General features: G+C 41.7%; 17 protein-coding genes. 3 read left to right on the top strand and 14 right to left on the bottom strand.

The genetic code is table 11. The features are described 5' to 3' along the window. Position 1: 1 nt before the first annotated feature. The 4 genes from AACW45_RS33615 to dps form a co-directional block, all read right to left on the bottom strand. Positions 2-1,315, bottom strand: coding sequence for an efflux RND transporter periplasmic adaptor subunit (locus tag AACW45_RS33615; protein WP_190630108.1), 1,314 nt, complete (start codon positions 1,313-1,315; stop codon positions 2-4). Positions 1,316-2,014: 699 nt separating this feature from the next. After that, positions 2,015-2,251: a hypothetical protein gene (locus AACW45_RS33620; protein ID WP_190630110.1), complete on the bottom strand. Its 237-nt coding sequence runs from the start codon at positions 2,249-2,251 to the stop codon at positions 2,015-2,017. A 296-nt stretch (positions 2,252-2,547) separates the two neighbouring features. Beyond that, positions 2,548-3,264 carry a pirin family protein gene (locus tag AACW45_RS33625; RefSeq protein ID WP_190630112.1) on the bottom strand — a complete coding sequence of 239 codons (717 nt, stop codon included), beginning with the start codon at positions 3,262-3,264 and terminating at the stop codon, positions 2,548-2,550. 397 nt (positions 3,265-3,661) lie between these two features. Continuing rightward, the gene (gene dps / locus AACW45_RS33630) at positions 3,662-4,231 is read right to left on the bottom strand and encodes a DNA starvation/stationary phase protection protein Dps (protein WP_190630113.1); all 570 of its coding nucleotides are present in this window, start codon (positions 4,229-4,231) and stop codon (positions 3,662-3,664) included. Positions 4,232-4,653: 422 nt separating this feature from the next. On the opposite strand from dps, the gene AACW45_RS33635 reads away from it, so the two are divergent. After that, complete coding sequence (locus AACW45_RS33635) at positions 4,654-5,052, top strand: DUF3011 domain-containing protein (RefSeq protein WP_190630115.1); 399 nt, start codon at positions 4,654-4,656, stop codon at positions 5,050-5,052. A 266-nt stretch (positions 5,053-5,318) separates the two neighbouring features. On the opposite strand, the gene AACW45_RS33640 is transcribed toward AACW45_RS33635, so the two are convergent. From AACW45_RS33640 to AACW45_RS33660, 5 genes are all read right to left on the bottom strand, one after another. Then, positions 5,319-6,902, bottom strand: a complete 1,584-nt coding sequence (locus AACW45_RS33640; RefSeq protein WP_190630117.1) for a TrbI/VirB10 family protein — start codon at positions 6,900-6,902, stop codon at positions 5,319-5,321. 167 nt (positions 6,903-7,069) lie between these two features. After that, entirely contained in the window at positions 7,070-9,280 is a 2,211-nt protein-coding gene (locus AACW45_RS33645) for a tetratricopeptide repeat protein (RefSeq protein ID WP_190630119.1), read from the bottom strand. 599 nt (positions 9,281-9,879) lie between these two features. After that, the gene (gene psb34, locus AACW45_RS33650) at positions 9,880-10,050 is read right to left on the bottom strand and encodes a photosystem II assembly protein Psb34 (RefSeq protein WP_190630122.1); all 171 of its coding nucleotides are present in this window, start codon (positions 10,048-10,050) and stop codon (positions 9,880-9,882) included. Positions 10,051-10,277: 227 nt separating this feature from the next. After that, on the bottom strand, positions 10,278-12,254 hold the full coding sequence (gene thiO, locus AACW45_RS33655) for a glycine oxidase ThiO (protein WP_190630124.1): 1,977 nt from the start codon (positions 12,252-12,254) through the stop codon (positions 10,278-10,280). A gap of 118 nt (positions 12,255-12,372) precedes the next feature. After that, complete coding sequence (locus AACW45_RS33660) at positions 12,373-12,717, bottom strand: hypothetical protein (protein WP_190630126.1); 345 nt, start codon at positions 12,715-12,717, stop codon at positions 12,373-12,375. A 441-nt stretch (positions 12,718-13,158) separates the two neighbouring features. Here AACW45_RS33660 and cimA point away from each other — a divergent pair, with 441 nt between their 5' ends. Then, entirely contained in the window at positions 13,159-14,835 is a 1,677-nt protein-coding gene (cimA, locus tag AACW45_RS33665; protein WP_190630129.1) for a citramalate synthase, read from the top strand. A gap of 166 nt (positions 14,836-15,001) precedes the next feature. Here cimA and AACW45_RS33670 read toward each other — a convergent pair whose 3' ends face one another. After that, entirely contained in the window at positions 15,002-15,235 is a 234-nt protein-coding gene (locus AACW45_RS33670; RefSeq protein WP_096645671.1) for a hypothetical protein, read from the bottom strand. 160 nt (positions 15,236-15,395) lie between these two features. Here AACW45_RS33670 and AACW45_RS33675 point away from each other — a divergent pair, with 160 nt between their 5' ends. Beyond that, on the top strand, positions 15,396-17,495 hold the full coding sequence (locus AACW45_RS33675) for an NAD(P)/FAD-dependent oxidoreductase (protein WP_190630131.1): 2,100 nt from the start codon (positions 15,396-15,398) through the stop codon (positions 17,493-17,495). Positions 17,496-17,614: 119 nt separating this feature from the next. Here AACW45_RS33675 and AACW45_RS33680 read toward each other — a convergent pair whose 3' ends face one another. From AACW45_RS33680 to AACW45_RS33695, 4 genes are all read right to left on the bottom strand, one after another. Further along, positions 17,615-19,153: a hypothetical protein gene (locus AACW45_RS33680; RefSeq protein WP_190630133.1), complete on the bottom strand. Its 1,539-nt coding sequence runs from the start codon at positions 19,151-19,153 to the stop codon at positions 17,615-17,617. Between the two features lie 527 nt (positions 19,154-19,680). After that, positions 19,681-21,174, bottom strand: coding sequence for a TolB family protein (locus AACW45_RS33685; protein WP_190630136.1), 1,494 nt, complete (start codon positions 21,172-21,174; stop codon positions 19,681-19,683). An 81-nt stretch (positions 21,175-21,255) separates the two neighbouring features. Then, positions 21,256-22,026 (bottom strand): TIGR03943 family putative permease subunit, encoded by a 771-nt coding sequence (locus AACW45_RS33690; protein WP_190630138.1) that lies wholly within the window; start codon positions 22,024-22,026, stop codon positions 21,256-21,258. A gap of 139 nt (positions 22,027-22,165) precedes the next feature. After that, positions 22,166-23,221, bottom strand: coding sequence for a permease (locus AACW45_RS33695; RefSeq protein WP_190630142.1), 1,056 nt, complete (start codon positions 23,219-23,221; stop codon positions 22,166-22,168). Between the last annotated feature and the right edge of the window lie 70 nt (positions 23,222-23,291).

Raw genomic sequence — 23,291 nt, forward strand, 5'->3', positions numbered from 1 at the left:
TCTACTCCGGAGTTACTGGCACGCCATCTCGCAGATTTAACAACCCGGAGACGATGATTTTTTCTTCTGGCTGCAATCCTTCGAGAACTTGGTAATTATTACCTTGGATATTGCCTAATTTCACCCGTTTTTGTCGCGCTACTAATTGCGGTGTACCTTGTGGAGAATTTTCTGTTTGGGCTACATAGGCAAATGTTTCCCCAGCTACCCGCGATATGGCGGTTGTCGGAATTAATACTCCCGGTTTACGATTCCAAATCACTCTAGCTCGCACTAATTGGTCTGCACGGAGTTTACCTTGAGGGTTACTTAATAATGTTTTGATTTGGATTGATTGAGTATTATTACCAACACTAGGAGAAATAAAGAATACTCTACTTGTGCCTAAAAGTTGCCCTTGAGCATCCATCACTTCCACTGGTAAGCCTTTACGCAGTCGGGTTCCCTGTTCTAGAGGTACAGAGATGTTAACTTCTAAAGGTTGGTTTTGAGTGATGGTAGCTAGTTGTGTAGAAGTATTAACGAAATCACCTACTTTTACGGGAATGTCGCCAACTGTACCAGCAAAAGGTGCGGCAATTTTGTAGTATTGAAGCTCAACTACTTGTTGCTTGGTATTGGCTTGAGCTTGCTGTAAGGCTTTTTCGGCTTGAGATATGGTTGCTTGCTGTGCTTGAATGCGGGAATCTATAGCAGCGAGTTGAGATTTAGCGATCGCTAATCGGTTAGCATACTGATCTTTAGTTTGCCGCGAGACTGCACCTTGAGTGGCGAGACTCGTATAGCGATCGTAATCTTGCTGGTTCAATTGCACATCAGCAACATTGGATAAGCGATCGGCTTGTAGAGATTTCAGCGTTGCTAAAGCATTTTGCAGTTGTGCTTTAGCGGCTTCTGCTCCAGCATTTAACCCGCTAACAGTAGCTTGTTGCTGTCTGGGATCTACTTGAATAATTGGCGTTCCTTCAGAAACATTGTCTCCCGATCGCACAAATATTTGCGTTACTTGTCCTTCAATTCTCGGTTGTAGCCTTACCGAACGCCGAGATTCTAGGTTAGCAATAAAATCAGAACTTTCCTCAATTGTGCCTGCTTCTACTGCTGCTAACTTAACTCTTACCCCAATGGGAGCATTAGCGGGTACAGATGCTTGCTGTTGAGGAGCTACTAAACGCCAAACTAAAGCCGTACCACCACCTAGCAATAATAGTGCAGCTAACAATAGCCGAAGCCACCGCCGTTGTTGTGGGGGTGGCTCAAACGATGATTCTGGAAGATGTTCTTCAAAATCAGTTTGATGTTCAGGGGATGTCATGGTATTCAGGCAACCTATGAGAAATTTAACTACAAATGAGTTAGAACAATGAAATTCAATCTCAATTAATCTACTGATTTAGCATGAGTTTTTTGGAAAAGTTATATAGTACCCCACCTTAAATATACTGCTTTTATAACTTACGGTAATCTACCGAAAGGTGAGCGATCAAATCCAGTTTATATATTATGGTAATGCTGCTGAGTGGAAAAATTTAGCTAACAGGCGATCGCTTTTGAGTTATTGGTGGTAAAAAATGTAATTTCTACTGCCGTTAATCTACTGTAATACTTTTATTTTTTACATTTATTACTTTTATTTTTAAATTGAAAAAGCCCTGAATATTCAGGGTTTTAAGCAGAAATAACCAAAGAAATTTATTTACATAATATGTATATCTAATAACATATATGAAGAAATGCAATTCGGCTCAGGTATTAGCCTGGCGATCGGTAAGTTCCGTGAAGATGTTAATAAAAAATAAGTTACAGAGGCGCTAAATTTTACTCATCTAAAAATAAAAATGTGTGATATCAGACACATATTTTTAGCTTAATGCAGTCTGATTTAAATAACTAATTATAAATTCAATAATTTATCTATATTTAGTGATATATTCCATGTTTGGGCTATTTTTACAGACTGTTATCAAAATTATCGGCTCAGTTTAATCAATCAAGTTTTTTTGACTAGAGAAAATCACTCCAGCGCACTGGAAATGGAGGCTAAACGATTGTGCTGTCTTAACCAAGCTGCACACACTTCTGTTGTCAGCTTAATTTCTTCCTCAGTTAACAGTTCATCTGGCTTTTTCTCAGCTAAAATTTGCGCGACTTTAGCCGCTTGATGATAGTCTACGCCCGATTTAACGAGTTCTGTATGCCAGACTAGTTGCTCGGTTTGTAAAAATTTATGTTTCTCTTGAAAATAATTCATTTTTATGATAAATAATTTAGCCTACATTTATAATTTCTAAAATTTGTTAAGGAATGACCTCTTACCCTAGATAGATAAAGTAATTAAATTTAGCTTTCTCTAATTTTCTTGAATAAAAGCCTTATATCTTTAAGCAACTTAATTTTAATGCAAACATTATTGCCGATAAATTTAAAATTTGTAATTTTACCCAAGGTGCAATGTTAAATAAAAAATAGCTCTGTGACAGTTCACAGAGCTATGTTAAGCAATTAGATTTTATGCTCTAAAAAGCATTTAAAATGCCAAAATTGACATTATCCCAAATCAAACAGCAAGATTTCGCCACTAGCGTTAGTGCTGATTTCTAGTGTTTCTTCACCACTGACTTGTACGCCATCACCTGCTTTGAGTTCTTTACCGTTAACAGTGGCTACACCTTGAGCTACATGTAACCAAGCATAGCGATCGCGTTGCACTTCAAAAGTTACAACATCACCTTTTTCCAGAACTGATGCGTATAAATCCAAGTCTTGGTAAACTTTCACCGCACCATCACGGGCATCTTTAGCCGCAATTAAGCGTAGTTGTCCCCGCTTTTCTTCAGTAGGAAAGTTTTTTTGCTCATATCTGGGTTTTAACCCTAGTTCATTGGGTAGCATCCAGATTTGCAAAAAATGTACCGACTCAGTTTGCGAATGATTATATTCACTGTGGGTAATACCAGTACCAGCACTCATGATCTGTGCGTCACCGGGACGAATTACCGAACCTGTACCCAGGCTATCTTTATGTTCTAAAGCGCCAGATAACACATAAGTGAGGATTTCCATATCACGATGTCCGTGAGTACCAAACCCAGCACCAGGAATCACTGTATCATCGTTGATTACCCGCAGGGAGCGAAAACCCATGTAGTTAGGATCGTAAAAATTACCGAAAGAGAAAGTGTGGTAACTATCGAGCCAACTAATTTTAGTATGACCGCGAGATCTGCCATCATGAACTACAAGAGTTTTGGTATTTTGAGACATAAATCTACCTCGTTTTTAGTTGATTTCCTGAATCGACAAATCTAGTATCTTCAATGCTAAATAGTGATTGTCTCTGGCTTTGACTGCAAGAGAGGTGGAATTAAATATCCAATTTATTTGGCTTAATCATCACAAATTTTGCACAAATAAAATTGCCAATACCCTTGCTTTGGCAAATTGTTTAATCTAGATTTAGGTAATTTGAAACCTGTTGGTGAACTATATAAATAGTAAGGTATATAAATACAAAATGAAAAGTACGCACTTAAAAGTGGCGTACTTACCAAAAAGTTACTACTCTTCCTTAGGGATTTTCAAGTAAAAAAATATTTCCGAATGATTGTTGACTGTTGACTGTTGACTGTTGACGGTTCACAGTTAACAGTCAACAAAATAATTACTTGACAGTTGCGGGCTGTTTATTGGCTTTAGCACCAGCAGCGCCATTTTGTCCGGTGATTTCTGCTACTTGCAGATGGGCTTCTAAGAACCAGAGACGTTTATCAATGGTGCGGGATACTTCAGTATACAGGTCAGCAGTGTCAGCGTCACCTAAATCATCGGTTTTGGCGATCGCTTGGCGCAGATGTTTCGCATAAGGTGCAAAGCGATCTGCTAAAGCTGTTACGTGGTCTTTGCCATCTAAAATATCAAAGGGATATTCTGGGAGAATTGAGTTGCTAGCCGCAGCGCGCGCTGTTCCTAAGGCGTAACCACCTAAAGCGGTGATGCGTTCTGCAAACATATCGATATATTCTTCGAGTTCGCCAGCAATTTCATCAAATAACTCGTGCAGCTGATAAAAGTCAGTCCCTTTTACGTTCCAATGGGCTTGTTTGGCTTGAGTTTTTAAATCTAAGCTAGCTGCTAAAGTTTGGTTGAGAAGTACCACAATTTGCGATCGCACTTCAGCAGGAATATCAATGCGGGTGGGATAAAGACGGGATGCAAGTTTATTGTCGCTCATTTGTCGTATCTGCTTGGCTTGTCAGAACAAGTCTACAAATATTGCTTTAGTCTGGGGAACTTCCTCTAGACAGAGTGAATTTTGGCATCCATCAGTTATTATCTTCCTAATGAGCAAATTAGCTCACTCAGACTCTATAGTTATCTAATATACTAAATATGTGCCGCCAAATCAGCGATCGCGAATGACATCGTTTTGCAAACAGTCATGGGGAAATCCGATAGCAGCGATAAGTTGGATTTTGCTGAATATTCATCTCAAAATCTCACTTTTATGGGATTATTTTAGCTTTTAGAAAAGGCAAGCTGATTGTTAGTCAACATCTACCAAAAGTCTGACCTTTAGATAGAGTTGTAATGACAAAATTAACATTAAAATAAGGCTTAACCTATAAATAATTTGCAAACATTAGAACGTTTAATATGGTTACCCGGTGTCCACTAATAGCTGTTAGCTTCATAGCTGCTGGTATTACTATTGGTACAATTCTGGGCGTTCCTACTCCAGCTTCAGCGCAGCAAGTAATTACTTGTGAAAGCTATAATAATCGGGGTAATAGTTGTGCCATACCAACAAGAGGTAGAGTTAGGCTAGTTAGGCAGTTATCTAATGCAAGTTGTCGAGATAATTGGGGTTTTAACAGAAATCGTATTTGGGTAAGAAATGGCTGTCGCGCTCAATTTGTTGTAGGCGATCGCAGAATGAACCGATTTAATAGATACAACCGATACGATAGATATAATAGATCCGATCGTGATGATAGATTTAACAGAAATGACAGATACGATCGAGATGACAGATACGATAGATATGACAGATAAAGACTGATGGGTGCATCAAAAATGGGCGATCGACCAATAATAAATAGCATTAGGGACATCCAATTTTTTAAATACCCAATCAATTTGTAGTGCGTTCGCGTAGCGTGTCCGAAGGACAAACGTCTCGCTCGCTGGTATTCAAAAGCGAGCAAGACTTCGGCGTGAGCGCTCAGTCGAACGCTGCTCGCACTACGGAATTTGGGTAATTTATTTTTTGTAAGTCCCTTAAGGTATCCTCATTAATGGATGTTTTTTTTAAGAAAAAATCACAATTGTATAGATTGATTAACATAAATTTCCACTGCTGTACCTGCTGGAAGAAACCAAACGTTAGTGCGTTGAGACAATTGAGAAATTGCTTGTTGATTGCGTTGGGCAATTTGCGGTACAACAGTGTTCATGCCCCCTTCAAAAATTCCCGCTAAAATGTTACGATCGGGATTAGTACTATTAACAATAGTCGTAGAACCAGTAGTAGTCACAACTTGCGCATCAGTCCGATTCATTAACTCTGCTGCCTTACCAAGTCCGCCTAAAACAAACAGTCCAATATCCATCCCAGCAATAGAAGAGCCTCTATTAGGAAATTGGTTAGCGATTAGGGGTTTACCTTGAGGCGCGCGGATGGTTAAGGCATTTTGCTGTACAGTTCTTTCTGTAAGTTTTCCTTGAACTGGTACAATTAGTTTTAAAACTTCTAATTTGACTAAACCTTGCTCGGATAAGGAACTCATTTGCGTTAATAGTTCCGTATTTGCTGGAATAGCGATCGCGCCATCTATCGCTTTTAATGGTTCTTGTAACCGCACTACAAAGATATTTGCGTTGTCTTTATCTGCAGAATCGGAAGTTTCGCCAAATACAGCTGTCGCTAACACAGCTTTAGCATTACTCCCTACAGCTAAAGTTTGGGGATTTTGGCTGATTCCTTGACTAATTCTTGGTGCTTGCTGCTTGGGTGTTGTGTCAGGTTCGGGGTTTGTTGCTTGTTGTTCCTCGCGATCGCTGTTAGGTTGTGGTTGATCTGTTGTATTGTCATAATTGCGATCGCTATTACCCACCTCTCCATAGCTACCTAACTTTGCTAAACTTTGCCAAGTTTGCCAAGGATTAGGCGGTGATGATGGAATCACAGGGACTAATGGTTGAGGTTGTGGGTTAACAATGATTGGTGGCGATGGTGGTACAGTCGAAGCAGTTGAAACTACGGGTACAGAGGGAGATTTTACAATCCGTTCTACTGTGACTGTGCGAGGTACGTAAACTGTTGATGTTGGTATGGGTGTTTGTCTGACAGAATTATCCCCTCGTGAAGTCTGGGGAACCCGTGACTCAGCAGACGCTATCTGTTTTCCATTTCTGAGTTGCTGTTGTGCTAATTTCACCGCTTCAGTTTGTTCAGTCAAGGCTAATTTTGTTTTCAGCGTCTCGACTTTTTCCTCTAATTCTGCTTCTTTTGATTGTTGTGTATTTGGTAATGGAGTTTGTTGAACTGCAATTTGCTTATTTCTGGGTTGTTGCTCATTACTGCTCATAATTTGCGTTAAAAACCCACCAGTAAATACAACTACAATCAAAGTAGCAGTACCTACCAAACCTAACTTAGCAAAGGGATTTGTTGATAATGGCTGTTCTGTCTTTTCTGCTATTGGTTCAGGTGGCGATGGTTCTTTATTAACTGATTCTTCTACAACTTCCCCATCATCAGATAAAGGTTCTTCCGCAAAACCGACTAATTTTGCTATTCGTAATTCCCAATCAACCCCATCTCCTGCTAACGGATAGTTATCAGCTTGATGATTAAGCGAATTTTGTGGAGAAGCACCAGAAGAAATTGAATTTTGAGACATAGATTGCAGCAGTAGGATTATTTATAATTACTTGCTTTATTGAGAGGTTTTTATATGTAGTAAATTTTTAAATAATGACATAAAAATAATGATTTATTTTTAATATTTGGGTAAGACATGGTTAAGACAAGATAATTTTCACCTCACCAAGTCACAAAATTTGGTTTTTACAACTTCGGTAAAATTTCCGGTAACATCTGCGCCGGCACTTTCGATAAAGCTAAATTTTGTCCTTGGATTCCTAATTCGCTATGGAAAGCGCGGACTGTTTTTACCACATAAGAAAATGTGGTTTGATAAGCTTCTGGTTGTTTGCTCAATCCATTTAAAGCTTGCAAATGATTATTTAATGCAGCTTCTAAATGTTGAGTACGCTGTGTTTTATCACCATTAAAATATTGATCTGTAGCAATTTGATAATGAGCTAATCCTAAATTATTGTGAGTAGCTAACACATCAAAACTTAAAGCAGCAGGATTAAGTGAATGTGCTAAAGCTAAAGCTTCATCATAAGCAGCAATGCACAATCGTAGATAATTATATTTGTCTTCTTTCGGCGTTTGCGAAAGATTAGCTAAATGCCAATAAGCCGTCCCTAAATTATTTTGGGTTGCAGCACAGCCGCTAGGAACAGTTGCAGCTGTACGATATTTGAGCGCATCACAGTAAACATCTATCGCCATCCGCAGATTGTGCGCTGGTTGCTCGTATTGTGCCAGATTCCAATAGGCTGTGCCGATGTTATTTTGAATCATGCCATACTTGAGCGGTTCATCTTGAGGGTTGTAGTGAGCCAGTGCGAGATTGTAAGATGCGATCGCTTTTTTTAAATTCACTACAGGTTGATTATATTGTCCCAAATGCCAATAAGCCGTACCCAAATTATTCTGACAAGCCGCATACTTTAACGGTTCCATCGCCACTGTACGATAGCGCAACGCTTCGTTATAAGCTATAACTGCTTGTTCCCAACAATCTGGTGGATGAGCAAATCTCGCTAAATCTCCATAAGCCGTACCTAAATTATTTTGTACCCGCGCATAAGTTTCTGGGTGAGTTTGTGGTGAGATTAGCTTTAACGCTAACTTATAAAATTCTATTCCCTGTTCTATATAAGTTTGTCCCTCTTCTGGTGCCGATGGAGTACGATATAACATCCAATAAAGCGTACCCAAATCATTTAAGATATCTGGTAACTGAGGTGAAGTATCATCAAAAGTAATTGACTCTTGGTAAGCAATAATAGCTACCATCAAATTTTCCGCAGTTACCTGTCCTTGTTCGATCCGCAGACGATAAAAATTGCCTAATTTATGATAAGCAGCACCTAGCGCTTCTCCCGGAGCATTTTCTGCGTGTAATCGCTCAATCTCCGCGAGCATTTGCTGCGCTTGGGAAATCTCCTCATCATCCGCAATTATTTTTGTATTAATTGTTGTTAATACTAATTCAGATAATTGTTTACTAATATGAGATAAAGATGGCAGCGATTCCAAATAATTTTCGCTATTATTTGCCGCATGTAATTCCGGATTTACCTCAACTTTCAGAAGTTCTGTTGGTAAAGCAACTTCCTCTTGTAACTCTTGGTGATTGACTGGTTCATCAGCAGGAAAATCAAAATTCTCTTCCAAGTCGAGTTCGCTATCCTTTGCAGCTTCTAGTTCTGCTGGGATAGGTACTTCTTCTAAAATCGATGGTTGAAAATCATCAAAATCTAAATTTCTCGAACTTGCAAACCGTTCTGAATAGTCTGGATGTTGTACTGTAGGTGTGGGATCTCCCGCAAAATAAAACACACCAGTACGGCTATGCCAAAACTGTGGCGCTGACTGCTGAATCGCCGACAACCAAGGACGCGGTACCCATAAAAGTATACTCGCTTCTAAAAAGCTGCTGGTTTTTTCACTAGATAAATATTCCTCAATGACGCGCAGATGGTGTAAAAACATCCGTTGGATAGCTACTGACTGTCTAGTGAGTAGTTCTACACCCACAATTTGAAAAGCAGGTACGGGTAAAGGTCTACCTGGGGTATCTTTTGATGCTCCAATAGTTGGCGGTGGATAATTCGCCAGCCATTGATTAATTTGAGCTATCAGATTAGGATCGCTGAGATTTAAACGTAAAGTTGCGAGGCGGGGATAGGCTGCTGTACTACTTTCTAGGCTATCATCAGGCTGATATAACACTTGCCCCACAGGATAAGCCAAGGTAGAATGCAACCGCGCCGCTATTTGATTTCTTAAGTGTAAATCATCACAAACTGCGATAAATATTTGTCTTCTTAAATTCAGACTCAAAGCAAGTTTTAATCGGTGATATACTTGCCGATTCCAAGCAAAATTATCTGTGTGTGCAGTATCGTTCACGCTCATAGCGGCTAAAAAGCCAATACACAGTTTACATTTTCTTTAAGGGTACATCTAAGTACTCAACCACTAGCTAGAAAATAGAGGCTAGGGATGAGGGCTTTTTGGATTTATTTGGGGGTTTTTCCGGTGATTGAGCTAGAAAAATAGCTGTTCCAGAAACAGGACATGATATTTTTCGCTTTTTGCTTTACCTAATTCAAGTTTATATTTTTTTTATATTTTTTACATAAATGTAATTGTATCTAGTGGTCTGTCCCATTAATTCTGTGGGGTAAGTTTCTTCTTCTTTTCTCTTCCTGCGAGTACTTCGTGTCTACCCTGCGGGAACGACTTCGTCGAACGCGGTTCGTTTTTTACCCCTCGAAATTTTTGCGACAGACCACTAGTACAGCTTTGGTAAATTCGTGAAGGTAAGCTGAGGATTCGCTACGTATTAATTAAATACGCAATAATTTGGGTATTTTTCGTAAGCATAAAACTAAATTACTTTTTCTTTTGAATATTCTTGGTAGTAAATTGCAAAAAATTAGGTTCCTCATGGGTGAAGAACCTCTAATCAGAGAAAAATTAAATTTTAATAAAATTCTTTGCGTTCAACTGAGTCACGAAACAGAGAAGGCGACGAAAATCAGACCACCAACCAAGACTGTAGCGACTACTCCTAGAATAACGTAGGTTCGCTTTTGCCCTGCATTTGGAGGTTCTGCTGCATAAATCTTGGGTTCGCGAGCAAAATTATTGAGAAGACCGCCTTCTTCATTTGTATACGGCATGAACTAATTCCTTGTTCTTATCTTTTGTTTAATTGTTGCATAAACTTTATAGTGACTATTCACAAAAAGTAAACAATTGTTACTTTCGGTATAGTCAAGATGGAACCAAGGAGGACAAGGGAAAGGAGGAGTAATAAGCAATGACGCCAGTTGCTACAACGGGGGGAACCCCCGCAACGCACTGGCTCCCCAATGCCCAATGCCCAATGCCCCATGCCCCATGCCCATTAACTAATTGTCCCTGTGAGTGGGGAACTAGCACTAGCGTAGTCTTTAATTGGCATTCTCCCTGCGAGGTAGGCGAGACGACCGGCGACGGCGGCTAGGTTCATGGCGCGTGCCATTGCAGCTGGATTTTTTGCCAAAGCGATCGCACTATTAATTAATAAAGCATCTGCACCTAGTTCCATTGCTTGAGCTGCTTCTGATGGCGCACCAATCCCCGCATCGACTACGACGGGAATCTTGGAGTTTTCAATGATGATTTGGATATTCGCTGTAGTCTTCAAGCCTTGTCCTGAGCCGATGGGCGAAGCTAAGGGCATGACTGTGGCGCAGCCGGCTTCTTCTAAGCGCTTGGCTAACATCGGATCGGCATTGATATATGGCAATACAGCAAAGCCTTCTTTAACTAATTGTTCTGCGGCTTGCAATGTGCCTATGGGATCTGGTAATAAATATTTAGGATCGGGGATAACTTCTAATTTGACGAAATTATTATCTTCCTGTCCCAAAAGTTTCGCCATTTCTCGCCCTAACCGCGCTACTCGAATTGCGTCTTCTGCAGTTTGACAGCCGGCTGTATTCGGTAACATCCAAATTTTCTCCCAGTCGAGTGCTTCGGCTAAACCTTCATGTCCCGCCGCTTTGGTTTGGACTCGACGCACGGCGACGGTAACAATTTGACATTCGCTGGCGATAATACTTTGCTGCATTTCTGCAATGCTGCGATATTTACCAGTTCCAGTCATTAGGCGGGAACGGAAGGTTTTACCTGCAATGATTAATGGTGAGTCTTCAGTGGTAATGACATTGTTATCTAAGTTATCTAAAGTCGCAACAGAACGATGCCCGTTGGTGAAATTCGCAGAGTGAGTAAACATGGGGGTAGATTGCGGCAGGAAGCGCGAATAATGGAAGTGAGATAATAAAGGATCTGATTTTTGTTCTGTAATTAAATCAGCAATGATGGCGGCGGTGATGGGTGCTAGCAAAATCCCATTGCGATAATGTCCCACCGCTAAAGTTAAATTTGCACAGGGACTAGTTCCCAAAATTGGTAATTCATCAGGTGTACCGGGACGAAATCCCCACCAAAATTCCTCAATTGGGTAATCTTGTAATTGGGGATAAAGGCGGGTAGCTTGTTGGAGTAATGTTTGTATCCCGGCTGGTGTGTTATTCGGGGTAAAACCAACATCTTCTTTTGTCGCACCAATAATAATTGTGCGATCGCGTCTGGGTACTATGTAGGTATTCTCCCCATATAAAATCCGCTTCAGGGGCAATTCTGGTAAAGATTCCGGTACGCGCAGCCGCAACATTTGCCCCTTGACAGGACGCACGGGAAATGGTAGTAATTCATTTGACCAAGCACCAGTGGCTAAGACATAATGGCTAGCGCGGAAAACGCCAGCGCTAGTTTGTACGCCTAATACTTTACCTTGTTGCTGTAAAAAGGCTTCAACACTAACGCCGGTTTTAATTTCTACGCCAACGGACTCAGCCACCGTCCACAATACCCTTGCTAAGGCGCGATTATCTACTTGTCCGTCTTCGGGATACCACCAGCCACCAACTACTTCAGCTGCTAATCCTGGCTGATGTTGCTGGATTGCGGTTTTATCTAACCAATAAGCAGGTGATTCCCGCGCTGATGGTGACAAAAGGGTATTTTGCTGCTCTTGCTGTTGATAAACAGGTGCTAAGATGCCACAAGGCCAATAAAGTGTGGGTAAACCAGCGAGTTCTTCAAGTTTGTGCGTCCATTCGGGATATAAGGCAAGCGATCGCCAGCATAAAGCATACATTGCTTCATCTGTCAAATTTTCCGCATCTGGTGCCAACATCCCAGCCGCCGCATGGGTAGCGGCGGCGTTAAAATCACGGCAAAGCACGGTGACATTTGCCCCGCGCAGTTTGAGTTCTACGGCGATCGCTAAACCAATCGCGCCGCCGCCAATAATTAAAATGTCACTAGTCATTAGTCATTAGTCATACATTATTAGCCATTTATCATTAGTACATAACTAACAACTCACAACTAATAACTCATCACTCATAACTTATAACTCATAACTCGCAACCATTGACGAGCAAACTCTACCACAAGGCGCGAATGGGTTGTGAAGTTGAATTTTCTTCAGTAGATTGAGTATCTGTAGATTGAGTATCTGTAGTGGTGTCGGTATTTTCGGTATCTGTGGTGGAATCGCCAGTTGAATTGTTATTTTGCGCTACATTGCTTCTATTTTCGTTAGTAGAATCGTTATTTCTGCCCGCTTCTGTGCTATTAACGTTAATATTAGCTGGGAGGACTTTTGAGGTTTTGCTATTTGTTGGGACACTGGCGCTTTGTCCCCCCATTGGAAAGTTAATTCCTAGTAACGTACCTAGCAATATAGCCAAGCCTCCAGCCATCAGAATTAGCGGTGTCCATCTACCCATGTTGCTTTGCTCCTTGTGAAGTTGGTGTTTTTGTGTTGATTTGCGAATTTGGTGAAATCCAGCAAATTTTTTATTTCATACTATTGTTTGTCTAAAACCTCGATTGGTTTGTCAGGCGAGATGCAGATCTGCTGTAGGACAATAAGCAGAAGCGATCGCAGAAAAAACTTCGCCTTCTACCTTAACTGCTCAGTTACTACATCTGCCAACAGAGTGATAGTTTATTACCTTAACACCGCCATTGTAGAGGTCAATACCATTTTGCACCAAAGTTTCGCGGAAGTAGGCTGTCTAATGGACAATATTTCGCCTGGGTTGTTGAGTAATCTAACTGCTGTGGCGATCGCATACAATCTCAGTTGCTATTTAAAGCTAGTTGTGTGGACATTTGGGAATTAGTAAACTGGCTTTTTGTTGTATATTGGCACATTGCCTAAAAATATGACTACATATTCTTCACCTCAACTTTGGCTCTATGACACTACGCTACGGGATGGTACTCAACGTGAAGGACTATCGGTGTCCATAGAAGATAAGTTACGCATCGCCAGAAGACTAGATCGATTAGGAATTCCCTTTATTGAAGGTGGATGGCCTGGTGCCAATCCCAAGGATGTACAATTTTTCTGGCAATTACAGGAAGATCCGCTAAAAAATTCCGAAATTGTTGCTTTTTGTTCTACCCGTCGCCCTCATACCAATGCAGCATCAGAGCCGATGCTGCAAGCAATTCTGGCGGCGGGTACGCGCTGGGTGACAGTATTTGGTAAATCCTGGGATTTACATGTCACCACAGGGCTAAAAACGACCTTAGAAGAGAATTTGGCGATGATCCGCGATACCATTGAGTACCTTGGTAGCCAAGGGCGGCGGGTAATCTACGATGCAGAACATTGGTTTGACGGTTACAAGCATAATCCCGATTATGCGTTACAAACATTAGCAGCCGCGATCGCCTCTGGTGCAGAATGGTTAGTTCTCTGTGATACCAATGGCGGAACTTTACCCCATGAAGTTACAGAAATTGTCCAAGCAGTCAACGATCATTCGTCATTGGTTGTTGACAAAAAACAGATGAAAATTCCCCAAATTGGGATTCACACCCATAATGACTCGGATTTAGCCGTGGCGAATGCCTTAGCTGCTGTCATGGCTGGGGCGAGGATGGTACAAGGTACAATCAACGGTTATGGCGAACGTTGTGGAAATGCCAATCTTTGTTCTTTGATTCCTAATTTACAATTAAAGTTAGGTTATAGCTGTATCGGTGAAGACGAGCTAGCCCAACTTACAGAAGCCAGTCGCTTTGTCAGCGAAGTCGTCAACCTCGCACCAGATGAACATGCGCCCTTTGTGGGGATGTCAGCATTTGCACACAAAGGTGGGATTCATGTCTCCGCAGTCGAACGCAATCCCCTGACTTACGAACACATTCAGCCAGAACAAGTAGGGAACCGTCGCCGCATCGTCATTTCCGAACAATCTGGAATCAGTAATGTCTTAGCTAAAGCCCGGACTTTGGGTATTGAATTAGATCAGCATCAACCGGAAGCTAGACAAATTCTCCAAAAAATGAAAGATTTGGAGAGTGAAGGCTATCAATTTGAAGCCGCAGAAGCGAGTTTTGCCCTGTTGATGTATGAAGCCTTGGGAAAACGCCAGCAATTCTTTGAAATTAACGGCTTTCAAGTACATTGCGATTTAATCGCCGGCAAAGAAACCACAAATTCTTTAGCGACAATTAAAGTATCTGTAAATGGGGAAAATATTTTAGAAGCTGCGGAAGGTATAGGCCCGGTAGCAGCTTTAGACGCAGCTTTACGCAAGGCTTTAGTCAAGTTTTATCCCCAAATAGCAGAGTTTGAACTCACAGATTATAAAGTCCGCATTCTTAACGGCAACACCGGCACAACCGCCAAGACGCGAGCTTTGGTACAATCAGGTAATGGACATCAACGCTGGACTACTTTAGGCGTTTCCACAAATATTTTGGAAGCTTCCTATCAAGCTGTAGTTGCAGGGTTGGAGTATGGTTTGCTGCTGTACTCGCAACCAAAAGCTTTATTTATCTCTAGTGAAAAGTTAAAATCTCAGAACACAACGGTTTCTGAATCCTAATATTTGCTGTCTTAAAAAAGATTTTAGCTGCCCAGAATTATTTCTATTAACAGCAGCGTAATTGCCAATCTCAATCAAGCATCATTTTACTTCCCACACCAAATAAATCCGATTGGCAATTTGGGGAAACACGAAATATAGCTACTTATTTTTACTCGCACTGCTGTTATGAGAAACTATCCCAGGCTTGAGCAACCAATTTACTCAGCCAGCGACGCTGCTGTTGATCCAGCATGTGGTCATCAGCTAGCACCTGGGCGGTTAATTCTTCCAAGGATTGACCTTGAGCGCGGACAATTTTAATGACTCCAGCGATCGCAGATGCAACCAATTCTTCATCAACAGGTCTTTGTTGCAGGGCAACAATATCTTGGGGGCTGTCTGGGATGGGATAATTCATGGCGTGGGTTTACAGAAATTCAGAATGAACAATAAGTTTGATAAATTATTAAACTTTCTTCACCAAATCTTTATGTAACTGATAGGGCGGAGTTTAGCGTATTTCATACCTTCTTGAAATCTGTCTTAGTGAGTAGATTTAACGGAGATGTCAGAAAACAATGAAAGAATTACTTTATTTAGAAGTTCCGACCTCAGAGACACAATCTGTTTGCAGTTGGCTACAAGCAGATTTTCAACCGGGGATTGGTGAAAAAATAATCACTCCTGACGGATTTCGCCTCAGAGTAACTGCTGAAACTACAAAAGCTGAGGTCGCTATTTCCGAAAATTTACCGAGAGAACTTTCCATATTTGTTTGGTCAGTGCAGCGTACTACCTATGTAAAAGTGTTCCGTTGGGGAAATCAGCCCTTTCCCCAAGAAGGACAAATTTTACAACGCCTGACTGCGGATATCAGAAACAGCTTTCCTTATAAATATCCCGAACCCCCAGTTATTGATTTATCTCAACAATCAATATTTGCGGCTTTAGCACCCTATTACCCCCAAACGGTCAAGTATTTCCAGAAAATGCCCAATGGGGAATACGATTTAACCAGGGCTTATTGGTGGGAGCAAAGATGGCGTGAGGGTGTACGCAATCCCCAGCAACCCCGTCAAGTTGTTTTTTCTCACAACAGGGAAGATAAATCCCCCTTGTCCCCCACCTACGACATCATCTATATAGGCGGAGCATTAGGAGTCATTCATGCCGCAGTGATGGCGAAATTAGGCTATAAAGTTCTACTGATAGAGCGAATGCCTTTCGGCCGGATGAACCGGGAATGGAATATTTCTCGTGATGAACTACAAAGCTTAATTAATCTCGGTTTGGTAACCAGTAGCGAGTTAGAAACCGTAATTGCACGCGAATATAAAGACGGGTTCAATAAATTTTTCGATGCCAATAATCCGGTGAAATTGCGATCGCCTGTTTTACATACTCCCACAGTGCTAAATATCGCCCTTGACTCCGATAGATGGCTGCAAATGTGCGGGCAAAAGCTCCGTGCCGCAGGTGGCGAAATCTGGGATGAAACAGAGTTTTTGGGCGCAGATATTTATATATCACAAGTTGAATTGAATGTCAAGCATTTACCCAGTCAAACTCAGAAGCGAGTCACCGGGAAGTTGCTAGTAGATGCGATGGGTACAGCTTCCCCGATTGCTTGGCAATTAAATGGCGGTCGCGCTTTTGATAGCGTCTGTCCCACAGTAGGGGCGGTCATAGATAAGGGATTTGCCCCCCAAGTTTGGGATTCCCAGTATGGCGACGTGCTTTATAGCCACGGAGATATTTCGCGCGGTAGACAACTAATTTGGGAATTATTTCCCGGAATTGGCGAAGAATTAACAATTTATTTGTTTCATTACCACGAAGTCAATCCCCAAAATCCCGGTTCCTTGTTAGAGATGTACGAGGACTTCTTCACGATTTTGCCAGAATATCGGCGCTGTGATGTAGATAAGTTGGTGTGGAAAAAACCCACCTTTGGCTATATTCCCGGACATTTTAGCGTCAGCAGTAGCGATCGCACCGTAGCTTTTGATAGATTAATTGCGATCGGTGATGCCGCATCCCTACAGTCACCCTTGGTATTTACTGGCTTTGGTTCCCTGGTACGCAACCTAGAACGCCTCACCAAACTTTTAGATATCGCCCTCAAGCATAATCTCTTAAGTTTCCGCCACCTCAACCAAATTCGCGCCTACCAAAGTAACGTATCTATCACCTGGCTATTTTCCAAAGGAATGATGGTACCCACAGGTAAATTTTTACCACCCCAAAGAATCAACGCCATGTTGAATACCTTCTTTGGGCTATTAGCCGACGAACCCCTAGAAGTCGCCGATAATTTCATTAAAGACCGTTGCGACTGGTTCACCTTTAATCGCCTCGCCATTAAAGCTGCAAAGAAAAACCCAGCTTTATTATTGTGGATTTGGGAACTAGCCGGGCCTAAAGATTTACTCAGATGGGTAAGTAATTATCTTAACTTTGGTCTTTATGCCCTAGTGAGTGCATTGCTAAATGGCTGGTTTGAGCGCTTCCTCCATCAAATAGAACCTTGGCTAGAACCCCGCTATCCCGCATTGTGGTTAAGACTATTAGCCATTAACTACGCTATCATCACAGGCAAACCGCGATCGCCTAATCAAGTAACCAACACCAACCCAAAAGAAACAATGCAAAACTCAGAAGCGCAAATTTTGAATTAGAGACGCGATTAATCGCGTCTGTACAATTGTCAGTTGTCAGTTGTCAGTTGTCAGTTGTTTTTACTAATGACTAATGACTATTGACTAATGACTAATGACTATTGACTATTGACTAATGACTATTGACTCTTCTGCTGACGAAAATTTGGTAACTCTACAGACGCTAAAGACTTGCGCCCCTTTGGTGGGCGTTTGGGATAAACTACTGGTGAAGGTGATTTATCGTCGATAGTAGAGTTACCAGATACTTCTGCTGCTATATCTGACAAAGACAAGTTCACTTGATTTACTTGGGCAATGTCTGACCAATAGTCTTCATTGTCTGCTGGCTCCGTTGTTTGTGCAATCGCCGCAGTCGGAGATACTGGTAAATTATTAGCTGATGCCGAAGCATTATTTACTACCCAACTAATAGGCGTATTGCTGTCTGGTAGAGTTTCTGCTGGCTCATCATCAGTAATAGTAGTGGCAGAAGTATCCCAAATAGATACATCAGCTTGGTTGCTATCTAAATCTTTGTCTATCTTCTGTGTCGCAGATGACGCTGTAGGTTTGGCGTTAAAGAACATTTGCATGAGATGATCGATTTGCTCATCAATGTTCGCAGTTCCCATATTTGAAACGGCTTCTGGTGTAGCCGTAGCGTCATCAATGATGGGGGATGAATTTAAAGCATTATCTGATGTTGCTGATTTTAGCTGTTCTTTTTTGTCTGACCAATCCCAAGGGGAAGATGGAGTAACAGGAGTTGAAGCTGATTCTTTCCAAGAACTATCTAAATTATCAGTTAAAGCATCTGATTCTGCTGACCAAGGCTTAATTGGCTGTGCATTGGGGAACAAAGACCGAGCTTTTTTGGCAAATCTGGATTGCTTGGTGTTTTTCTCCCGCTTCGGAGTTGCAGCATCATCTAAAGAATCATCACCAGGAACAGGAGTTTCTAAACACTTTTCTAGAGCTGCTTTAAATTGTAGAGTCTGGCGCTGTTGCCGCATCAGCCTGGTACGCAATTCGCGACAGGAATTTTCTGATTGTAATAGCTGCTGAGATTGTTCGCTGTAGTTAGATTGCAGCAGGGAACATTCCCGTTCTAATTGGGCGAGACGTTGTTGACTAATTTGTAGCTGTGCTTTATATGTTTCAATGCAAAGTTCTTGGCGCTGCACGTTTTGCGCAGCAGTTTCTAATTCTTGAAATAAAGATTTGATTTGTTCTTGGGCGGCGGTGAGTTCCTGAGTTTGTTGGTTGAGCATAGACTCAGTAACGCTAGCTCGTCTTTTCTGCCACTGTATCACCTTATCCGACTCAGATAATTCCTTTTGCAGCTTTTCTATTTGCTCGTACAAGCCATCATTAGCAGCACGCAATTCTTCATTCAATGTTAGCAGTTTTTGAAATTCAAAATCTACTAATACTTGTTTGTCTAAATCCGGTTCAGCTACCCAGTCCGGCTTGGTTGCATCTTCAGGGACATCCGGGACTTGAATTTCGGGCTGTTCGTCTTTTGCTGGCTGAAGAAGTGGTAATTGTCGAATTACCACATTCTCATGGGGGACAACAGAATAAAACGGACAACTCGCCTGCTCCACTTGTGGCGAATTAGCAGAATTTAAGGATTCAACAAAAGCCCCATTATTTGAGGGTTCAGCTTCATTCATCACTCTTGACCCACCTGCTTAAGAATGTTCAGCAGTGCTGGCGTTAGCATTGCTTATCGACAGTGTCCGAATCGGGTTTGACGCAAGTTGCTTGGGGAAACCTGACAAGCCCCTGGTTTGAGCCGTGGGGAGAGTCACTCTATAAACCAAGGGTAGCCCTCCTCCAGGATGAGTAGTTAATCATTGATTCAGTATTCCCCATTTTGCATCTATAACTGATGACGTTATAACATTATGAAGTTATTCTCCGCCAATATGCGGATCAGGGCGTAATCTATTGTAGATGCGGGTTACAGGCGCGTTCCTGCTTGATTTTAATTAACTAATTTTTGGTAGTAAGTTATCAGCGAAAACTCATCACAAGGGAAGCGTTAGCACTGTATCTAATTTAGCAAACACCCTACCCTCAGACGCAAGTGGTAGGACAAATGTTATGGGCATTGGGCATGGGGCATTGGGCATTTGTTAGAGACGCGATTAATCGCGTCTGTACAATTGTCCTCCTTGTCTCCCTTGTCCTTGTTGCCTTACGGTAACCAATATGGGGCAAATCCATCTAGGGGTAGCTTCTCTGGCTTAATTTGGGCTGTAGTGGTGTCGGCTATGGGTAGTAGGGGCATTAACCATAAACTGCTAGTACTAATCTCCGCTCCATCGTCAGTTTTTAAGGCGTTGGTGGATGGTGCATTGAGTGGCTGGGCGACTACTTGGTCAAATAATAAGCCTAAACCATCTGGCGATAGGCTCATTTGGACATTTCGCTGTTCCACGGGTAATAGTAGCAGTGGTTTCTGTTTGGCTGTCTTTAAATCGATGGCGACTAAATAAGGCTGTTCTATGTATTCTTCTTTAGAGACTAATTGTGTTAACAAGCAGTAAAGAGTAGGTGAAGCTGGATCGAATTGACAGTTAAGAATTGAACCTGTGGTTTTTAACAAGGGTTTTTGAACGCCTTGATTAGTGACCAAAAATAAATCACGGGTGTAATCTGTATTAAATTTGACCATTGCGGCTTGGGAGCCATCTTTGGAGAAAGCTTGAACTAAACCAAACTGGGGCAGGAAATCTAAAGGTCTATTACTATCTCCTTCTAGAGAGACAATTGCGGCTCCTTGTCCTTGGGCAATTGCCACAGCTTTACTGTCTGGTGTAATCATAAAGTCTCCCCCTGGCTGGCTTTTGAGGGGTTTAGCGGTGGGTTTTTCGTCAGATTTATCGCTAGTTGATGGCATTACCCACAAACCAAATTCTCCCGGATTGGATCTTTTACCACGCTGAATAACTATGGTTTTGCCATCTGGGGATAAGTCAAATTTGAGGTTTTGATATTCTTTACTATCTAAAATGCGGTTAACTTTACCTGCTGTTTGTGGCTTTGTTTCGGGGTTGTGAGAAATACCTGTAGTAACTGTGTATAACTCAGCCGAAAGTAAGTCTGGATTTTTATTAGTGCGAGCCGAAAAAACTATTTTATCGCCATCGGGAAATGGCTCAAAATCCATGATAATTAAATCTTTGGGAGTCAGTACTTTTTTTTGTTCTTGGGTTAAGTTATAGAGAATTAATTGTCCTCTTTCTTCGGGATTTACGCCTATATAAACAATGGCGCGATCGCGTGTCCGGAAGTTTCCTCTAAACGGCTGAATTCCGCTATTTATGCCTTGTTTTTGCGAAAATTTATCTTGGGCTGTGTCTAACTGGACTTTATAATTTGTGCCGTAGGGGGCTGGTGTCAACAGGGTATACACCATCCGCCTTCCAGCCCAACTAATCTTTCCTGCTAGGGGCGGATCGATTTTCAAGTTATCCTCGACGCTTTTCGGTTCCATTGGGCGGCTAAAAGTCAAAGAAAAAGATAAATCTTCTGAGCCTATTTGCTGATCTTCCCAGGTAAAGGTGCGGACTCGCGATTTGACGCCATCACCTTGCCAGATGAGTAAACCAATCAGTAAACTCAGAACTAGCATAAAGGCGATCGCTACTCGATCTAGTGGTTGAATAAATGATTTGGAATTTGTCATTTGTTAGTTGTCAAGAGTCAATGGTCAATGGTCAATGGTCAAGAGTCAATAGACTTTGGACTTTGGACTTTGGACTCTTGACTAATAGTCATAAGGATTTTTCGGCTGGGGAATCTTTTTCAAGGAACTAGCGGCGATGGTAAGTTGGCGTTTTCCCGAAAGTGTTTCTGTGATCATTTGTCCTTCGATTTCTAGCCAGGTATCTGCTGCATAGCGTTCTTGAGCGGCTTGGAGTTTGACGGGTAAACCTACGGGATAAGCATCGGCAGCGCAACAACTTAAAACGAATCTAGCTAAGAAAATATATTCTTTGCCTAACTCTGGCGGCTGAATCACAAATCCTTGTACCTTGACTTTTTGTCCTGTATATGAATCTGGTTCGGGATAAACATTCAGGGTGCGTACCCAGTCTACAAGCGATCGCTCTTCTGGACGCACTGTTGTGCGAAAAGCTTGGGGTTTGAGGCGCGAACTTCCCAAGGAATCAATGGTGACACCACGCTGGAGTGCTTTATCACTGGCGAAAACTTGCGGTGTAATGATGAAACCTAAAATGGCTGCGATTAATAACAAAGTCGCACCCCAACCAGGGGGAAATACATTAATATGCATGGGGTTGCTAACATCATCTTGACGCCGCCGTCGCAACACTTCTTGAGCTTTAAAAAAACCGATAAACAGTAAGCCAATAGCGCCAGCAATTGCTAATCCAAAATAATCGGGGTGAATTAACAAATTCAGCTTACCTGTAACCCAATATTTTAAGATTAAAATTCCCCAAGCTGTAATTGCTAAGATATCCAGCCAAGGTGCAAAGCGAGTGCTAAGTTTAGATTTAGATTTAGATTTCATGGGTAAATAGTCAATGCTCAAAAATCAATGGTCAATGGTCAAAAGTCAATGGTCAAAAGTCAATTGTCAAGGCTCATTTATCATTGGGCTATTAACTATGGACTATGGACTATGGACTATGGACTTTTGACTAATTGATTTACATGACATGCAAATTCAAAAACAATGTGAATAAGAAAGTTAATAATGCTGCTAGGGCGAATAAATAAAATAAAGCTTTGGCTTTGAAAATAGATAACATCAAACCTACGCCTTTGATGTCAATCATGGGGCCAAAAACGAGGAACGCTAATAAGGAACCACTGGTAAAAGTAGAAGCAAAAGAGAGGGCGAAAAAGGAATCAACTGTTGAACAAATTGATACTACTGCTGCTAATATCAGCATGGCAACAATTGAGCTAATGGGGCCTGCACCTAGACTTAAGATTAATTCTCTGGGTGCGAGTACTTGAATAGCTGCGGCGATCGCACTTCCTAAAACCATGACTGCGCCTAATTCCCGTAATTCCTGCACAACGTTATCTACTACTAACCGCAGTTTATCTGGGAGGGGTTTTTGGCTGGGAGATGATGGAGTAGTTGAGGAGATTAAATTATTATCAATTCTGGTTGCTCCCCCGGATCTACCTCCGAGAATATAAGTTCCAGATTTCAATAAACCAGAATTTGGGGTGTTTTGTTGTGTTGGCGAACGTCGCCCCCGGCGTGTGGTTTCTGGCGGTGCTGGTGGATTAAACTTGAGGTAACGGGCGAGCGCTGGTTGAACAATTGGACTCAAATCTTTTTGAAAGCTGAAAATAAAACCGACAGTTGTCGCGATCGCTAAAGAAAAGACTACGCGCAATACTACTATTTCTGGCTGATCGCGAAACGCTGTCCATGTTGACCAAATTACAATTGGGTTAATTGTTGGTGCTGCTAGCAAAAAACCAATTGCTACTGGTGTGGGTACTCCCTGCATTAGTAATCGCCGCGCTACCGGTACATTACCGCACTCACACACCGGAAACAAAAAGCCGATTGTGCTACCTACCAAAGCTCCTAGTAGTGGATTTCTGGGCATTTTTTCTGCCAGTTTGCGCTCATCTACAAAAAATAGCAGCACGCTGGAGAATAACACTCCCAGAAGCAGAAAAGGTATCGCCTCGACTAGCAGACTTAGAAATAGCGTAAAACCATTGTTCAGTTGATTCATGTGTGTCGCAGTCAAAAGCGGTTTGGAGTTTTTAAGTTATGCCTAGTCATTTTATCGGAATGGGGATCAA

Source organism: Calothrix sp. FACHB-168 (assembly GCF_963889195.1).
GTDB classification, from domain to species: domain Bacteria; phylum Cyanobacteriota; class Cyanobacteriia; order Cyanobacteriales; family Nostocaceae; genus Aulosira; species Aulosira anomala_A.

Excerpts from the sequence above, each read along its gene's own strand:
- AACW45_RS33615 (WP_190630108.1), bottom strand. The coding sequence starts at position 1,315 with ATGACATCCCCTGAACATCAAACTGATTTTGAAGAACATCTTCCAGAA.
- psb34 (WP_190630122.1), bottom strand. The coding sequence starts at position 10,050 with ATGCCGTATACAAATGAAGAAGGCGGTCTTCTCAATAATTTTGCTCGC.
- AACW45_RS33670 (WP_096645671.1), bottom strand. The coding sequence starts at position 15,235 with ATGAATTATCCCATCCCAGACAGCCCCCAAGATATTGTTGCCCTGCAA.
- AACW45_RS33620 (WP_190630110.1), bottom strand. The coding sequence starts at position 2,251 with ATGAATTATTTTCAAGAGAAACATAAATTTTTACAAACCGAGCAACTA.
- AACW45_RS33645 (WP_190630119.1), bottom strand. The coding sequence starts at position 9,280 with ATGAGCGTGAACGATACTGCACACACAGATAATTTTGCTTGGAATCGG.
- AACW45_RS33625 (WP_190630112.1), bottom strand. The coding sequence starts at position 3,264 with ATGTCTCAAAATACCAAAACTCTTGTAGTTCATGATGGCAGATCTCGC.
- AACW45_RS33660 (WP_190630126.1), bottom strand. The coding sequence starts at position 12,717 with ATGGGTAGATGGACACCGCTAATTCTGATGGCTGGAGGCTTGGCTATA.
- AACW45_RS33635 (WP_190630115.1), top strand. The coding sequence starts at position 4,654 with ATGGTTACCCGGTGTCCACTAATAGCTGTTAGCTTCATAGCTGCTGGT.
- AACW45_RS33690 (WP_190630138.1), bottom strand. The coding sequence starts at position 22,026 with ATGAAATCTAAATCTAAATCTAAACTTAGCACTCGCTTTGCACCTTGG.
- thiO (WP_190630124.1), bottom strand. The coding sequence starts at position 12,254 with ATGACTAGTGACATTTTAATTATTGGCGGCGGCGCGATTGGTTTAGCG.
- dps (WP_190630113.1), bottom strand. The coding sequence starts at position 4,231 with ATGAGCGACAATAAACTTGCATCCCGTCTTTATCCCACCCGCATTGAT.
- AACW45_RS33685 (WP_190630136.1), bottom strand. The coding sequence starts at position 21,174 with ATGACAAATTCCAAATCATTTATTCAACCACTAGATCGAGTAGCGATC.
- cimA (WP_190630129.1), top strand. The coding sequence starts at position 13,159 with ATGACTACATATTCTTCACCTCAACTTTGGCTCTATGACACTACGCTA.
- AACW45_RS33695 (WP_190630142.1), bottom strand. The coding sequence starts at position 23,221 with ATGAATCAACTGAACAATGGTTTTACGCTATTTCTAAGTCTGCTAGTC.
- AACW45_RS33680 (WP_190630133.1), bottom strand. The coding sequence starts at position 19,153 with ATGAATGAAGCTGAACCCTCAAATAATGGGGCTTTTGTTGAATCCTTA.
- AACW45_RS33675 (WP_190630131.1), top strand. The coding sequence starts at position 15,396 with ATGAAAGAATTACTTTATTTAGAAGTTCCGACCTCAGAGACACAATCT.
- AACW45_RS33640 (WP_190630117.1), bottom strand. The coding sequence starts at position 6,902 with ATGTCTCAAAATTCAATTTCTTCTGGTGCTTCTCCACAAAATTCGCTT.